Source organism: Acetatifactor muris, assembly GCF_024623325.1.
GTDB lineage: Bacteria > Bacillota > Clostridia > Lachnospirales > Lachnospiraceae > Acetatifactor > Acetatifactor muris.
Map to the genome: position 1 here is coordinate 19,110 of NZ_JANJZD010000022.1, position 15,816 is coordinate 34,925.

Here is a 15,816-nt window from a genome sequence, read left to right on the forward strand (position 1 = left end):
TGATCCCTGGCCCTTTTTTTTGCTCGGGGGAGCCTTATTTCATCTGCTCTTCCTGCTTCTTGATCATACGACGTACCATCTCGCCGCCGATAGAACCGGCTTCGCGGGAAGTCAGGTCACCATTGTAGCCTTCCTTCAGGTTTACACCCAGCTCGGATGCAACCTCGGTCTTAAAACGATCCATTGCTGCCTTTGCTTCAGGTACTTCAACTTTATTACTTCTGTTTCCGGACATTTTTTCTCACCTCCATTAATGTCTCATTTACATCTATCTTCAAGATAAGTGCCGCATGCACCTATCCTGAAGATTCAGTTTAAGTGTTTGCTGCAACTTATCTTGGTCTTAGTATGACCCTGGAAAAAGAAAATATGTTGGAAACTTTTGGAGAATTTCAGATTTTAAAAATAAAATAAAACAGTCTCATTGCACAGGAGAAAAAGGAGTACTATAATGACAGCTGTAAATGGAGTAAACAGCAGCTTAGTCTGGCAGGAGGTAGAATACATGGCAAATGAGGAAAAAAAAGATTTTAATGCCATGCTGCATGACAGCAAGGATATGCCGAAGATTCAAATCATTACAGATGAAAAAAGTATTGAAAAATACGGAGGAGATCGAATGTATTTCGCTCCGCCTGTGGATTATGACAGGGTGATGAGGACGGTTCCCCGTGGAAAGGTAATCACAGTGGGAAAAATTCGGGAATATTTTGCAGAATTATCCGGAGCGGATTTTACAGAGCCGATTACGGCAGGAATTTTTGTGTCCATTGCTGCCTGGGCGTCTCATCAGCGCACTGAGGATGAGACACCTTATTGGAGGACACTGAAGGCAGACGGAGAATTAAATGAAAAATATCCCGGAGGGGCGGAATCTCAGAAAAAGCAGCTGGAAGCCGAGGGGCATACTATTATCACTAAGGGCAGAACAAATATCAGATATTTTGTGAAGGATTGGGAGAAAAATCTGTTTGAGCTGCACAAACCGGACTTAAAATGAAAGTATTTGCAGTCCTCCTTATTGTTCCGGCATATGGAATTACATAAAGTTATCAAGCTCTTCCAGCAGAAAAATACAGCGCAGCACTCTGCATAATTTCATAGACGATGCCAGGAAAATATGTTAGGATTTTTACATACGGGAAATCATTATGCCGGGAGGGAGCTTATGGCATGGAAGAAAAGCATTCCACGGACAGTCGGCATCGAACATCAGGACTTCGAGACAGTCATCACAAAAGACATCTTTCATATAGACAAAACCGGTTTTATCAAAGGATGGTGGAACTGGCGGACAGGGATGCAATTATTATTGAATTTAAAGTGCAGGATTCGGATGAGAAGAATCCTGCGGATACTGTGGCGGCTGCGTTGGAGCAGATTGAACGCATGCGATATGCGGCATCCCTGGAGGCGAGAGGAATCCCGGTGGAGAGAATCCGGAAGTATGGTTTTGCTTTCCGGGGAAAGGAAGTGCTGATAGGGGAGTGTATTCCTTGTTGATCAAGAGATTCAGAGAGTCTGTTATTTATAAAAAGGAGAGAAAGGAAAAGGGACAGATATGTTGGAATTTAAATATGACACACAATTATTAATTGAAGGAAAGAATCTGGATGAAGATGTGATCAGCGAGTATTTTACGGAAAATTTCAAAGGCGACTGCCTTCTGGCGGTAGGCGACGATGAACTGATTAAAATCCATTTTCACACCAACGAGCCATGGAAGGTGCTGGAGTACTGCGCATCCCTGGGGGAAATCCATGATATCGTGGTGGAGGATATGGACAGGCAGGCCAGAGGGCTGCAGGGTTAAAGCGGAGGAAGGATGGGATCAAAATCAGTTCGCATGACTGCCTGTTTTACTCCTCTTTCGGATACTCGGATGTAGTGCCTCCGTAAGCGTAGGTCACCGGCAGACAGACAAGCGGAGGCTTGACCGACATATTTTCCTGAAGGAGAAGCTCCACACACATTTCGGCAATCTCAGCAACTGGCTGCACAATGGTAGAGCAGATGTAGTCCTGAACACCCATATGCCTTGTGCCGTCAAATCCAATCAGCTGTACGTCTTCGGGTATTCTCTGATTCATTTTCTGCAGTATCTTAAGAATATAATAGGCCAGACCGTCCGTGACGCAGAAGATGCCGTCAAAGGTCAGCTTTCCGTTTCTCATATGTTCTGTGAGAAATTCATCAAATTCTTCGTATGAATCCCCATCTTCCAGTATTTTCATTTCATAGGAAAGATTACGGGAGAGACAACCGTTTTCAAAGCCTGCTTTTCGTTTGTTAGGTTCGTTGGTGAGAGAGGAACCTGAACGCAGGAAAGCCACATTTTTGCAGCCGAAATCGGCCAGCTTCTCGGCGGCCAGCTGTCCTCCGGCGAAATTGTCACTGGCGACACATGGAATTTCAGGCCCCATGGAACGGTCGATTGCCACGAAAGGAGTTCCCTTCTCAATAATGAGATCGGGATTGTAGGTCAGACCAATGATTCCGTCTACTTTGTTTTGCTGTGCCATCTTGATATATTCCTGCTCCAGACCCGAGTCGGAGTCGGTGGAACAGAGGAACATCCGGTAGCTGCGCTTCAACAGAGCAATATTGATATGATAAACCAGAGCGCCGTAAAACGGATTTACGGTGTTCGGAATCAGGAGAGCAACCGTGCGGGTTTTATTCAGTTTAAGGCCCTGGGCGTAACTGTTGACCTGATAGTTCAGCTTTCGGATAGCGTCTTCGACCCGGATGCGATAGTCCTCGCCCACAGGCAGACCGTTTACAACTTTAGATACTGTGCCAAGCGCCACGCCGGCCTCGGCGGCCACATCTTTCATAGTGGGACTGGAATTTACTTTCTTCATGAAACCTCCGGAATAACGTTTCGTGAAAACAAATGAAATAATAACAAAAATGACAGACTTCAGAGGAAATAAAAGGAATATTCTTCCCTCTTTCGTCTGTTTTTCTATTATAATATAGATAATTTGATTTGTAAAGATGAAAAGGAATAAAATGATATGAAACGTTATACATAAGCTGATGGCGCAAATATATAGAATAAATAAACAAAAATAAAGAGCGAAAACTGGTAAAAATTAATGAAAATACCGGTGAATCATACTAAAATATAAATAAAGCATTGACTAAAAATAAAAAGAGTGATACTTTTATAAAAACAATAAAATAACGTTTCACCAACGGCGCCCAATGTGAGACGGAAAGTCAGGCGGAATTTGCATCTGAAAAAATCCGTCTGGAAGGAAAGGAGAGTAATATGAGTAAGAACAAGTCAGCTGCCGCCCGTCCGGCCATGGCAGTGCAGAGACCATTAAAGAAACGCCTGCTGGATAACTGGCAGTTATACGCAATGCTGGCAATTCCCATTTTATTGACGGTTGTTTACAAGTACATACCTATGTATGGTATACAGATTGCCTTCCGGGATTATAAGGCAAGCCGTGGATTTACAGGGAGCGAATGGGTTGGATTTGAGTGGTTTCAGCGTTTCTTCAGCGCACCTGCCTTTGGCCGTATGATGAAGAATACCATACTGCTGAGCCTCTTCAGTCTGCTGTGGAGTTTTCCGATTCCCATTATTCTGGCGCTGATGCTGAATCAGGTAAGATTCCAGCGCTTTAAGAGAATTACCCAGACTGTGCTTTATGCGCCTCATTTCATTTCCATCATGGTGGTCTGTGGTATGATTAAGATATTTTTAAGTCCTTCCGGGGGTCTGCTGAATCTGATTGCAGGAACCTCCATTGATTTTCTGACAGAGTCATCCGCTTTCCGTACCATTTATATTGCCTCCGGTATCTGGCAGGATGCAGGTTGGGGAATCATTGTCTATATGGCCACTCTGTCCAATGTGGACACGTCTCTCTATGAAGCCGCAAAGGTGGACGGCGCTTCTCTGTTCCAGAGAATTCTGAATATCGACGTGCCGGCACTGAAATCAGTTATGGTGCTGAATCTGATTATGAGTGCAGGGGGCCTGATGAATGTCGGTTTTGAAAAGGTGTGGCTGCTGCAGACAAATCTGAATAAAGCCACCAGCGATGTGATTGCCGTGTATGTGTATCAGCAGGGGATCGAAAATGCAAAATACAGCTACTCTACGGCGGTTGGCCTCTTTAACACTGTGATCAATATCATCCTGTTGATTGTGGTGAATAAGGTTGCCGGCAGGATATCTGAAGACACAAGCTTTATATAAGAAGAAAAACGGAGGTGCGGTATGAAAGCAAATACAAAATCCGGAAAGCTGACAGGACTTTCCGAAAGAAGCAGCGATATGGTTCTGGTGGTTCTCTGCTCCATCTTCCTGTTTTTGGTGGCATATCCTCTGTACTATATATTGATTGCTTCTGTGTCAAACCCATACGACGTATATGCGGGCAAGACTTTTCTGTTACCCAGCCAGTTTACACTGGAGGGATATAAGGCGGTATTCGCGGACATCAGTATTCTGACAGGTCTGCTCAACAGTTTGAAGTATACGATTATCGGTACAATATTCTCAGTGGTTGTGCTATATCTTGCGGCATATCCGCTGAGTGTGAAAAATCTGCCGGGGAGAAAATGGATCAGTATTTTTTTCATTATTACCATGTACTTTGGCGGCGGGATGGTTCCCACCTATCTGGTGGTAAAACAGACCGGATTGATTAATAATATCTGGGCGCTGTTTCTTCCCGGCGGTGTGAGTGTAGGCAATATGATTATCGTAAGGAATTTCTTCGAGAATAATATTCCCGGGGAGATGGTGGAAGCGGCAGACATGGACGGTGCCTCCAAGTGGATTACTTTTATCAAAATAGTAGTGCCTCTGAGCCGTTCCATTATGGCGGTTATGGTGGTATTCAGTATGGTGGCTTACTGGAACGACTGGTTTACGGCAATGATTTATCTGCCCTCTCCCGACAGAGCGCCGCTGCCTCTGGTGCTGCGCAATATTCTGATTAAGAGCTCGGCCAGTGCAAGTCAGGCCAGCACCATATCCGGTGGTTTTGCCGAGCTGAACAGAATGACGGAGATGATCAAATTTTCTTCCATTATCATAGCGGCAGCGCCCATGCTGGCAGTGTATCCCTTTGTTCAGAAGTATTTTGAAAAAGGATTTATGGCCGGTGCGGTGAAGGGATAAGCGCGCTCTGGAAGGGCAGAACGGCCTGGCGGGTGGAAGTTCTGCATGGAATAGCCCCGGATTACAGGGCGTCGGAAAGCCGATGGCGAGAATTGATACAACGCAGCCCGGAACAGGCTGCAGAACCGGAACAGGAGGTCGCATAAAATCATGTGTAAAAATGATATAAAATGGAGCAATGGAAAAAGGGCTGTATTCTGTGGGCTTGGGGTCGTGCTTGTACTGTCGGTGACAGCTTGCGGGAACAAAGATTACGGCCATCATGAGAAGGGGGTGGCGAATCCGGATACCACCCAGACCGCATTCGCCATTATGGGGGGGCAGAGTGCGCTGAGTCCCGGATATACTGATAACACAGTATTGAATCAGCTGCAGGCGGATGCAGGGATCAGCATTGAATGGACTACCATGAGCGAGTCGCTTGGAGAACAGGTAAATATCCGCATTGCAGGAGATGAGCTTCCGGACGCTTTCATGGGAGTGGGATTCAGCAATTATGATATCTCCCGTTATGGGGATGACGGCACCTTTATTGACCTGACACCTTATCTGACGGAAGAGTATATGCCGAATCTGACGAAGATTCTGGAGGAGAACCCGGATATCCGCAGTGCCATCACCATGGATGACGGATATATTTACGGTCTGCCTGCCGGGGAACGCATGGGAACGGCAGGTGTGGGGGCGCCGGAGGATTACAGCATTTATTCGGTCCCGCAATTCTCAATGATCAACAAGGCATGGCTGGATGAGCTGGGACTGGAGGTGCCCGCAACGCTGGAAGAACTTCATACAGCTCTGAAAGCCTTTAAAGACAATGATATGAGTGCACGATACTACGGAAATGCGCCGGGAAGTACTATTCCCATGAGCACAGGGTTTGACGAGTGGTGCTGGGGACAGAATATTTTTTATGCGGGTTTCGGCTTCACAAACTGGCCCAATGATGTGTGCAATGATTTGGTGCTGCGCGGTGACGGAACCGTGGAGTTCCTGTGCGTCACCGATCAATACAGGGATGCAGTCAGCTATTTTCATGACTGGTATGCGGAAGGGCTGATGGATGTGGAGATGTTCAGCCAGGACTCCACACAGCTGATTGCAAAATGCTCACAGGGTTATGTGGGGGTTTCCGCATGGTGGTATATTGAAGAACTGATGGGGGATTATGCAAAAGATTATGTGTTCCTGCCCGTTTTGGACGGACCGGACGGCACCCACAATGTAACCATCCGCACCGGAGGAGGAATCAACAGCGGACAGCTGAATATCACGAAGAAATGCAAAAGTCCTGCAAATCTTCTGAAATTCTTTGATCAGTGGTATGACCCGGAAATTGTCATGCAGCTGCAGTATGGTCCAATAGGAACCTACTTTACTGAGCAGGACGAAGACGGTATCTGGCTGAGCATTTCGGACGAAGCCAGTCGGGAGAAATATGGCAAGAGCTCGGGAGAGCTGAAGGGGGAATGCGAAGTATTTGGACCGAAGCTCATTTTAAGCGATTATTATCTCACCACATTCAGAATGGAGGACCGTGCCATTGAACGACTGACTGATTTATATGAATATTGGATGCCTTTTGTGGAGGACACTTCCGTCTATCCTGTAGACTGTGTGTTCACCGGCAGAGAGCTGGATGATATTGACTGGTACAGAGCGGATTTTGAAAGCGCCGTATCGGAGCAGGAAGGTCTGTGGATTAAAAACGGCGGACCCACGGATGAAGAATGGGAGAGCTATATCAGCTATCTGAGAGACAAATGCGGTATGGATAAGCTTCTGAAGGTATATCAGGAGGCTTATGACCGATACTCGGGAAAGACGACGGCCGAATAACAGGGCCGGTAATACACTGTTGCGTTAACAGAGACAAGATGATAAATTAATAGAGAGTAAGGGAAAAGGAGCAGAGAATTTATCATGACAAGTCAGATATTGTGGGAAGCCCGTAAATATGAGGAAGCTTTCGGGAAGAAGATTCAAAAGGAAGAGAGACCTGACTTTCACCTGTCTCCCCGCACCGGATGGATGAACGATCCTAACGGGTTCAGCTGTTACGGGGGAAAATATCATTTATTTTATCAATATCATCCCTATGATTCGCACTGGGGTCCCATGCACTGGGGACATGCGGTGAGCGATGATCTGCTGCACTGGGAATATCTGCCTGCGGCGCTTGCGCCGGATGAAATCTATGACAGAGACGGATGCTTTTCAGGGAGCGCGCTTACACTGCCTGACGGCAGACAGCTTCTGATGTATACAGGTGTAGTGAAGGAACGTCAGGCTGACGGCAGCTGCAATGAAGTACAGACCCAGTGTCTGGCTGTGGGAGACGGGGCAGATTATGTAAAATATGACGGGAATCCGGTTTTGAATGAGCAGGATATTCCCTGGGGAAGCAGCAGATTTGATTTCCGGGACCCGAAACTGTGGCAGGAAGAGGATGGCACATATCGCTGTGCCATAGGGAATCGGTCTGGGGACGGCAGCGGGCAGATTCTGCTTTTTGAAAGCCCGGATGGGTTTGACTGGCGTTACAAAAAAGTGCTGGCTGCAAACCACAACCGATTTGGAAAAATGTGGGAGTGCCCCGATTTCTTTCCGCTGGACGGAAAGTGGGTGCTGCTGACCAGTCCTCAGGATATGCTTCCTTCCGGATTTGAATATCACAACGGAAACGGAACCCTCTGCCTGATTGGAAGTTATGAGAAAACGACGGAGGAATTTACGGAAGAGGGGAATCAGTCTGTTGACTATGGTATTGACTTCTATGCACCTCAGACTGTGCTCACCCCGGACGGACGCCGGGTGATGATCGGATGGATGCAGAACTGGGACACATGCAATCACAGAAGAGTACATGAAGAGCCCTGGTTCGGCCAGATGAGCCTGCCCAGGGAACTGTCCATAAGGGACGGAAAGCTGTTACAGAAGCCGGTGAGAGAGCTGGAAGCCATGCGGAGGAACAAGATCTCCTATGAGAATGTCACGGTGTCAGGTACGGTGAGGCTGGAGGGAATCAGAGGGCGTCGGATTGATATGGAGCTGACCATCCGGCCGGAGGATGGCTGTGATCTGTACAGAAAGTTTGCGGTCCGCCTTGCTCAGAACGGGCAATACCACACTTCTATCAGCTTCCGGCCGGGAGAATCTGTGCTGAAGATAGACAGAAAGTTCTCCGGCTCCAGAAGGGCCATCATTCATCAGAGACGCAGTAAAGTCTGCCGGAAGGGCGGGGCGCTGAAGCTGCGGATTATTCTGGACCGGTTCAGCGTGGAAGCTTTCGTAAATGACGGAGAACAGGTATTGTCCGCAGTCCTGTATACAGAACAGGAAGCGGATGGGATTTCTTTCATCGCGGACGGAACTGTGAATATGGATGTGGTAAAATATGAAATCGGAGGCGGCGCCTGACACTGAAAATATGTCAACTGGCAAAATGTCTATAAATTTTACATAAATTGCAACGTTTTTTACAAAGTTACCAAAAAGCCTGTTAATTATTTCCAGTTTGTTGTATAATACATAAGAAGAACAACCAAACTTGTTCGGGCCGCAAATATTGTATCTGCGTATTGTGAAAGGGCACATAAAGTCCGCAGATTACAGAAAGGTATGGTGTGTAATTTATGGCAAAAGAAATGATAGCAATGCTTCTTGCCGGGGGACAGGGGTCCCGTCTGTATGCGTTGACTGAGAAGCTTGCGAAACCGGCAGTCCCGTTTGGCGGGAAATATCGTATCATTGATTTCCCGCTGTCGAACTGTGTCAATTCGGGAATAGACACGGTGGGAATTCTGACGCAGTATCAGCCGCTGGTATTGAATGAGTATATCGGAAACGGCCAGCCGTGGGATTTGGATCGGCTTTACGGCGGGGTCCATGTTCTGCCGCCTTATCAGAAGGCAAGTGGATCGGACTGGTACAAGGGAACTGCGAACGCTATTTATCAGAATATTTCCTTTATTGAGAGGTATGATCCCCAATATGTGATTATTCTGTCCGGCGATCAGATCTGTAAGCAGGATTACAGCGATTTCCTGAAATTCCACAAAGAGAAGAATGCAGAATTCAGCGTGGCGGTCATGGAAGTTCCCTGGGAGGAGGCTTCCCGCTTCGGGCTGATGGTGGCGGATAAGGACGACAGGATTACAGAGTTCCAGGAGAAGCCGAAGAATCCGAAGTCTAATCTGGCGTCCATGGGTATCTATATCTTCAACTGGGATATCCTGAAGAAATATCTGGAGGAGGACGAAGCGGATCCAAAGTCTGCCAATGACTTCGGCAATAATATCATTCCGAATCTGCTGAGAGACAATCGCAGAATGTATGCCTATCATTTTGACGGATACTGGAAGGATGTGGGGACCATTGCCTCGCTGTGGGAGGCCAATATGGAGATTCTGGATCCCGAGCACAGCGGAATCAACCTGTTTGATGAGGACTGGAAGATTTACAGCCGCAACAGCGGAATGACAGGGCATAAAATCAGTGCAGGCGGTGTGGTGGAGAATTCCATGATTACCGACGGCTGCAGGATTAAGGGTACGGTGAAGCATTCCATTCTGTTCTCAGGCGTGAAGGTGGAAAAAGGAGCCGTAATCGAAGACGCCGTGGTGATGGGCGGCACGGTGATTAAGGCGGGAGCCACAGTGAAGCACTGTATTGTGGCAGAAAATGTGACAATCGGCGAGAATGCGGTGGTAGGTGCCATGCCCACAGACAGTGAGAACGGTGTGGCAACCGTGGGTGCAGGTGTGACCATCGGTGACAATGCGAAGGTCGGCCCCAAAGCCATGGTGAATAAAAACGTAGAAGGCGGTGAAGAAGAATGGTAAACTCAAAGACAAGTGCACTGGGTATTATTTTTCCCAACAGTTATGACGCGTTGGTTCCGGAGCTGGTGAATGTGCGTCTGATGGCTTCCATCCCTTTTGCCAGTCGATATCGCCTGATTGATTTTATACTATCCAGCATGACACACTGTGATATCAACAATATCTCCGTCATGGTTAATAATAACTATCACTCTCTGATGGATCACCTGGATTCCGGCCGTGAATGGGACCTGGTGCGCAAGAACGGCGGATTACATATATTCCCTCCTTTTATGGAGAAGAGTGCGAAGCCTTATACGGGTCGCGTGGGTGCGCTGGCAAATATTCTGGATTTCCTGCGGGATGAAAAAGAAAAATATGTGGTGATTACGGATACGAATATCGTGGTTAATTTTGATTTTAAGGCCATGATCCGGTCCCATATTGAGAGCGGTGCGGATGTGACCATTGCCTATAATCAGCAGGAGCTCCCGGAGAGCTTCATGAAGTCTCAGTCAAACGATTTGGGCTACTATTATACCTTTGGCATTGACAATGGCAGAATTACCAAAATCTATGTAAATGCCAAGGATAAGGGAGTTCAGAATTTCTCCATGAACATTTTCGTGGTGGAGAGAGAAAAGCTTATCGATCTGATCAACACGGCTTTTGTCCGGGGACAGGAATATTTTGAGAGGGATGTGCTGCTGCCCCAGCTGAGCAAGCTGAACGTACATGCCTATAAGCACGAGGGATATATCGCCCGGATTTGTGATATGAAGAGCTATTTTGACGAGAATATGAAGCTTCTGGATGACTACAATCTGGATGCGCTTTTCTCAGGACCTTCTATCTACACGAAGATTCGAGATGACAATCCTACCAGGTATATCGAGGGAGCGAAGGTACAGAATGTGATGGTGGCTGACGGCTGTATCATCGAAGGAGAGGTGGAAGACAGCATTCTCTTCCGTGGAGTGAAAGTGGCCAGAGGCGCGAAGGTCAAGAACTGTATTCTGATGCAGGATTCCGTAGTGGAAGCCGGCGCGGATATAGAATATCTTGTCATGGATAAGAATGTTACCATTACGGCAGGCAAGGAAATGAAGGGAACAGGGACCTTCCCCGTCTATATCGGGAAGCATCAGGTAGTCTGAAATAAATGAAAATACAGATAAGGGAAAACGGTCCGAAGGGGCTGTTTTCCTTTTTTTCTTGCATTTCCAGCTCTCCTTACATATAATAGACTTTAGATAAGGCCGCGGATACTGTGAAGTATCGGAGAAAACCGGATGAAATGCAGGTTGCGGCGTATAATGAAGAAATGAATGAGGAGTTTTTACAGCGCAGCAATGACTCCGGGGAGGCGGTCCTGACGGGATGGGACAGATTATGGAAAAGCAGGGTATGGAGAGCGGATTGCTGCGATAATGAAACAATAGCTGCCGGGAATTTGGGTTTTTGCGATACGGCAGGCGAAATGAAAACAGGAGGACAGAATGGGAAAAGAAGATTATCTGAAAGCTTATAAGTCAGGAAAAAGGGATTATCAGGCGAGAATGCTGCGGGGAGAGAAGCCAACGCTATTGGTTCTGGATGACTTTATGCCGGAGAAGGGCTGTTATCATGAAGCGCCTCTGGGGATGGTACAGGTACCGATAGCGCAGATTGTAGGTACGAAGACTGTGGGAAGAAGCAGCTCTTTCGCCGGTAACTTTATGCCGATACTCAGGGAAGACACAGAATTTGCCATGAAATGGATTAATCTCAGCAACAGCCAGAGGGATGAAGGCATTCGTGACCCGATTAAGGTTTATGAGTATATGAATAAATTTTATGTGGAGGAGGGGAATAAACGGGTCAGCGTCATGAAATATTACGGGGCTGTCTCCATTCCGGGAAATGTGATTCGGATTGTGCCGAAGCGCAGCGAAGAGAAAGAGAACAAAATATACTATGAGTTTATGGAATTTTATCAGGCGGCGCCTATCAATTATATCTGGTTTACGCAGGAGGGGAGCTTTGCAAAGCTGCAGGAAATCGTGGGAAAGAAGCCGGGAGAAGTATGGACGGAGGACGAGCTGCTGAAATTCAGCGCGCTTTACACCAGATTTTGTGCCGAATACGAGGCCAAAGGAGGCAACAAGCTGGAGATTACGCCGGGAGACGCTTTTCTTGCATTTGTCTCTCTGCACGGGTATGATGCGGTGGATGAGAAAACCACCAATGAGCTGCGGGCGCTGATGAGTAAGAGCTGGGAAGAATTTGAACTGCTTCAGGAGGATGAGGAAATAGAGCTGAAGATGAAGCCCAGCAATGAGAAGAAACCTCTGTTCAGCATCCTGCTTCCCTTAAGCTCGCCGAAGCTGAAGGCGGCGTTTATCTATGAGAAGACGCCGGGTACCTCCGCATGGGCCTATGCCCATGAGCTGGGCAGACTTTACCTGGAGCAGACATTCCCGGAGGAACTGAGTACGGTTGCCTATGAGAACGGGACAGAGGAGAATGTGGAGGAACTAATCAATGATGCGATAAAATCAGGCTGTAATATCATTTTCACAACCACGCCTCCCTTTGTGCAGGCCAGTGTGAAAGCCGCTATTTCGAATCCGGATGTGCGGATATTAAATTGTTCGCTGAATACATCTCATCGGTATATTCGTACATACTATTCACGTATGCACGAAGCGAAATTCCTGATGGGTGCCATTGCGGGGGCGATGGCGGAGAACAATAAGCTGACTTACATTGCAGATTATCCCATTTTCGGCTCCATTGCCAATATCAATGCCTTTGCGCTGGGAGCGAAAATGATTAATCCCAGGGCTAAGGTATATCTGGAATGGTCCACCATGAAAGAAGTGGATCTGGAGGAGAAAATCAGGGAGACCGGCGCCTCCTGTATCTCGGGAAGGGATATGGTGATTCCTGAGGAGGGATCCCGGTTCTTCGGAATTTATCATATGGAAGGAGGGCATTCCAGGAATCTGGCCATGCCGCTGTACCATTGGGGGAAATTTTATGAGCAGCTGATTCGAACCATTATGGACGGTACCTGGAAGTATGATGACGATTCTGCCACCACAAAGGCGATTAATTACTGGTGGGGAATGTCCGCGGGGGTAATCGACGTGGTCTGGTCCCGCCGTCTGCCTATTGGAACAAGGAGACTTGTGGAATTGCTGAAAGCGACTATCAGTTCGGAAGCGTTTAATCCGTTTTCTGGGATTCTTTATTCCCAGACGGGCCTGATACAGGAAGACCCTGCCTGCAGTATGCTTCCCGAGGATATTATGACCATGGACTGGCTGGCGGAGAATGTAATCGGTTCCATACCGAAGAAGGAAGAGCTGAAGGCACAGGCGGAACCGGTGGTCAAACAGCAGGGAATAAAGAATTAAGCCGATGAGGAAATTCAGGATACGGCAGCGATAGAAAGGTTTTGAGATGAGGATACTGGCAATTGCGGATGAAGAGTCGAAGTACTTATGGGACTTTTTCGAAAGGAGCAAACTGGAAGGAATCGACCTGATAATCTCCTGTGGAGATCTGGATCCGCGATACCTTTCTTTTCTGGTGACATTTTCGACGGCGCCGGTGCTGTATGTGCATGGAAATCATGATAAAAAATATGAACAGGTGCCGCCGGAGGGATGTACCTGTATCGAGGATCAGATTTATGTCCATGAGGGAGTACGGATTCTGGGACTGGGCGGCTCCATGCGATATAAGCCGGGGGAACATCAGTATACGGAAAAACAGATGGAAAAAAGAGTCCGGAAGCTGAAGTTTCAGCTTTTCCGGAAGAGAGGATTTGACATTCTGGTGGCACATGCGCCGGCCTATCAGCTGAATGACGGCAGAGATTTGCCTCACCAGGGGTTTCGCGTGTTCAGAACGTTGATGGAAAAGTACCGTCCGAAATATTTCCTGCACGGGCATGTGCATATGAGCTATGGAAGACAGCATAAGCGCTATGACAAATATATGGATACACATGTTATCAATGCTTACGAGAGATGTGTGTTTGAATTTGAGGATGACAATCCCCAGGAGCATATTCGCTGAAGGAAGTGACCGGGGCCGGCGGAATTGGCACAAAAAGGAGTGAAGGCAGGCTGCTGGAACGGACAGTCCTGTGGCCGAAGGACAGAGTGGAAATATATCTGAAGGAAATGTAAAAAAGGAGAACAGATGAATTGTAATATAACAAGGCAGGAAGCGTTGGCGCTTCTGCGGAAGTATAATAAGGAACCTTTTCATATTCAGCATGCGCTGACTGTGGAGGGTGTGATGCGGTATTTTGCCGGAGAGACGGGGAACGGAGAGGAAGCGTACTGGGGCATTGTGGGACTGCTTCATGACATTGACTTTGAACTGTATCCGGAGCAGCACTGTGTGAAGGCGCCGGAGCTGCTGCGGGAAGCGGGAGTGTCGGAGGAGATGATTTACTCTATCTGCAGTCATGGATATGGAATCTGCAGCGACCTGGAGCCAAAGCATCAGATGGAGAAAATACTGTTCGCCTGCGACGAACTCACCGGACTGATCGGGGCCGCGGCCAGGATGCGGCCGTCCAAAAGCGTGATGGACATGGAGCTGTCCAGCCTCAGGAAAAAATATAAGGACAAAAGATTTGCTGCAGGCTGCTCCAGAGATGTCATAAACACCGGAGCGGAAATGCTGGGCTGGGAGCTTGACGAGCTTCTGGAGAAAACCATTCTGGCCATGCGCTCCTGTGAAGAAAGCGTTGACAGGGAGATGCAGAAATGAGAAAATTTCTGGAAAATAATGTGGAAAAGCTTTTTGGAATGTGATACAATGTAAGGGCTTACATAACAGAAAGACTGCCGGCTGTCTGCGGCAGGATTTGGCGGAAAAAAGTTATGCAGAGTATAGAATGAGATATATTTCAAGGAGAAGGAGAGGTGCCAGGATGGAACTGAGAACAGCAGTATCCCCAAGAGATGTGAAGCACTATACCACACAGCGCCTGAGAGAAGAGTTTCTGATTCAGAATCTTTTTGTGCCTGGTGAAATCAAACTGGTATACAGCCACATTGACAGAATTATCACAGGTGCGGCGATGCCTGTGGAACCCATTCCCCTGACTGCAGGGGAGGAACTTCGGGCGGAATTTTTCTGTCAGAGAAGAGAGCTGGGGGTTATCAACATCGGAGGTGCGGGCAGCATTACCGTGGATGGAAGGGTGTACAAGGTTGGATTTAAGGAGGCTATGTATATCGGGATGGGATCCAGAGACATTGTCTTTGCCAGTGACGAAGCTGCCTGTCCTGCGAAGTTCTATCTGAATTCTGCGCCGGCTCACAGAACCTGTCCTACTGTACTGATTAAGCCGGAAGGGACGCCGGAAGAGGGCGTGGTGATTGTAAAGGATGAGAATAAGGTGGAGCTGGGGTCGCTGGAGGACGCCAATCATCGTGTCATCTGTAAATACATTCTTCCCGGGCAGGTGGAGAGCTGTCAGCTGGAGATGGGCATGACCAGACTGGAGCCCGGAAGTGTGTGGAATACCATGCCCTGTCATACCCATGACAGACGTATGGAAGTGTATCTGTATTTTGAGATGCCGGAGGATGCCTTTGTCATGCACTACATGGGGGAACCCGATGAAACCCGCCATATTGTCATGAGAAATGAGGAGGCGGTGATATCTCCCAGCTGGTCTATCCACTCGGGATGTGGTTCCAGAGCATATACTTTTATCTGGGGCATGGTGGGAGAGAACCAGGATTTCGATGATATGGACGGCGTGGCCATGAAGGATCTGATGTAAGCTGATCCGGGTGTAAAAGTTTGATACAGGACGAATATGCAGTAAAA

Annotated in this window: 15 protein-coding genes and 1 pseudogene; 14 read left to right on the top strand and 2 right to left on the bottom strand. The window is 47.6% G+C overall.

The genetic code is table 11. From position 1 onward, the window contains the following. Positions 1 to 34: 34 nt before the first annotated feature. The gene (locus NSB25_RS19050; RefSeq protein WP_103239065.1) at positions 35 to 235 is read right to left on the bottom strand and encodes an alpha/beta-type small acid-soluble spore protein; all 201 of its coding nucleotides are present in this window, start codon (positions 233 to 235) and stop codon (positions 35 to 37) included. 270 nt (positions 236 to 505) lie between these two features. Here NSB25_RS19050 and NSB25_RS19055 point away from each other — a divergent pair, with 270 nt between their 5' ends. From NSB25_RS19055 to NSB25_RS19065, 3 genes and pseudogenes are all read left to right on the top strand, one after another. Then, positions 506 to 1,000, top strand: a complete 495-nt coding sequence (locus tag NSB25_RS19055) for an MGMT family protein (RefSeq protein WP_103239140.1) — start codon at positions 506 to 508, stop codon at positions 998 to 1,000. A 299-nt stretch (positions 1,001 to 1,299) separates the two neighbouring features. Continuing rightward, a pseudogene (locus NSB25_RS29750) lies at positions 1,300 to 1,503 on the top strand (PD-(D/E)XK nuclease domain-containing protein); the annotation flags it as partial. Between the two features lie 58 nt (positions 1,504 to 1,561). Beyond that, entirely contained in the window at positions 1,562 to 1,813 is a 252-nt protein-coding gene (locus NSB25_RS19065; protein WP_103239062.1) for a kinase to dihydroxyacetone kinase, read from the top strand. 46 nt (positions 1,814 to 1,859) lie between these two features. Here the strand turns inward: NSB25_RS19065 and NSB25_RS19070 are convergent, their stop codons facing one another. Beyond that, positions 1,860 to 2,864, bottom strand: coding sequence for a LacI family DNA-binding transcriptional regulator (locus NSB25_RS19070; RefSeq protein WP_103239061.1), 1,005 nt, complete (start codon positions 2,862 to 2,864; stop codon positions 1,860 to 1,862). A gap of 413 nt (positions 2,865 to 3,277) precedes the next feature. Between NSB25_RS19070 and NSB25_RS19075 the strand changes: the two genes are divergently transcribed. The 11 genes from NSB25_RS19075 to kduI all read left to right on the top strand — a co-directional run bounded on the left by NSB25_RS19075 (position 3,278) and on the right by kduI (position 15,769). Continuing rightward, complete coding sequence (locus NSB25_RS19075) at positions 3,278 to 4,219, top strand: ABC transporter permease (protein ID WP_103239060.1); 942 nt, start codon at positions 3,278 to 3,280, stop codon at positions 4,217 to 4,219. A gap of 21 nt (positions 4,220 to 4,240) precedes the next feature. Beyond that, complete coding sequence (locus tag NSB25_RS19080) at positions 4,241 to 5,149, top strand: carbohydrate ABC transporter permease (protein ID WP_103239059.1); 909 nt, start codon at positions 4,241 to 4,243, stop codon at positions 5,147 to 5,149. Positions 5,150 to 5,299: 150 nt separating this feature from the next. Beyond that, positions 5,300 to 6,988 (top strand): type 2 periplasmic-binding domain-containing protein, encoded by a 1,689-nt coding sequence (locus NSB25_RS19085; protein WP_103239058.1) that lies wholly within the window; start codon positions 5,300 to 5,302, stop codon positions 6,986 to 6,988. An 84-nt stretch (positions 6,989 to 7,072) separates the two neighbouring features. Continuing rightward, on the top strand, positions 7,073 to 8,569 hold the full coding sequence (locus NSB25_RS19090) for a glycoside hydrolase family 32 protein (protein ID WP_103239057.1): 1,497 nt from the start codon (positions 7,073 to 7,075) through the stop codon (positions 8,567 to 8,569). Between the two features lie 215 nt (positions 8,570 to 8,784). Further along, positions 8,785 to 9,993 (top strand): glucose-1-phosphate adenylyltransferase, encoded by a 1,209-nt coding sequence (locus NSB25_RS19095; RefSeq protein ID WP_103239056.1) that lies wholly within the window; start codon positions 8,785 to 8,787, stop codon positions 9,991 to 9,993. Then, entirely contained in the window at positions 9,987 to 11,129 is a 1,143-nt protein-coding gene (gene glgD / locus NSB25_RS19100) for a glucose-1-phosphate adenylyltransferase subunit GlgD (protein WP_103239055.1), read from the top strand. The genes NSB25_RS19095 and glgD overlap by 7 nt, the downstream gene beginning before the upstream one ends. 113 nt (positions 11,130 to 11,242) lie before the next feature. Continuing rightward, positions 11,243 to 11,503 (top strand): hypothetical protein, encoded by a 261-nt coding sequence (locus NSB25_RS19105; protein ID WP_146040003.1) that lies wholly within the window; start codon positions 11,243 to 11,245, stop codon positions 11,501 to 11,503. Then, entirely contained in the window at positions 11,472 to 13,373 is a 1,902-nt protein-coding gene (locus NSB25_RS19110) for a BMP family ABC transporter substrate-binding protein (RefSeq protein WP_103239053.1), read from the top strand. The genes NSB25_RS19105 and NSB25_RS19110 overlap by 32 nt, the downstream gene beginning before the upstream one ends. A 46-nt stretch (positions 13,374 to 13,419) precedes the next feature. Further along, positions 13,420 to 14,040: a metallophosphoesterase family protein gene (locus NSB25_RS19115; RefSeq protein WP_103239052.1), complete on the top strand. Its 621-nt coding sequence runs from the start codon at positions 13,420 to 13,422 to the stop codon at positions 14,038 to 14,040. A 126-nt stretch (positions 14,041 to 14,166) separates the two neighbouring features. Beyond that, positions 14,167 to 14,745 carry a hydrolase gene (locus tag NSB25_RS19120; protein WP_103239051.1) on the top strand — a complete coding sequence of 193 codons (579 nt, stop codon included), beginning with the start codon at positions 14,167 to 14,169 and terminating at the stop codon, positions 14,743 to 14,745. Positions 14,746 to 14,908: 163 nt separating this feature from the next. Beyond that, positions 14,909 to 15,769 (top strand): 5-dehydro-4-deoxy-D-glucuronate isomerase, encoded by an 861-nt coding sequence (gene kduI / locus NSB25_RS19125; RefSeq protein ID WP_103239137.1) that lies wholly within the window; start codon positions 14,909 to 14,911, stop codon positions 15,767 to 15,769. Positions 15,770 to 15,816: the final 47 nt, after the last annotated feature.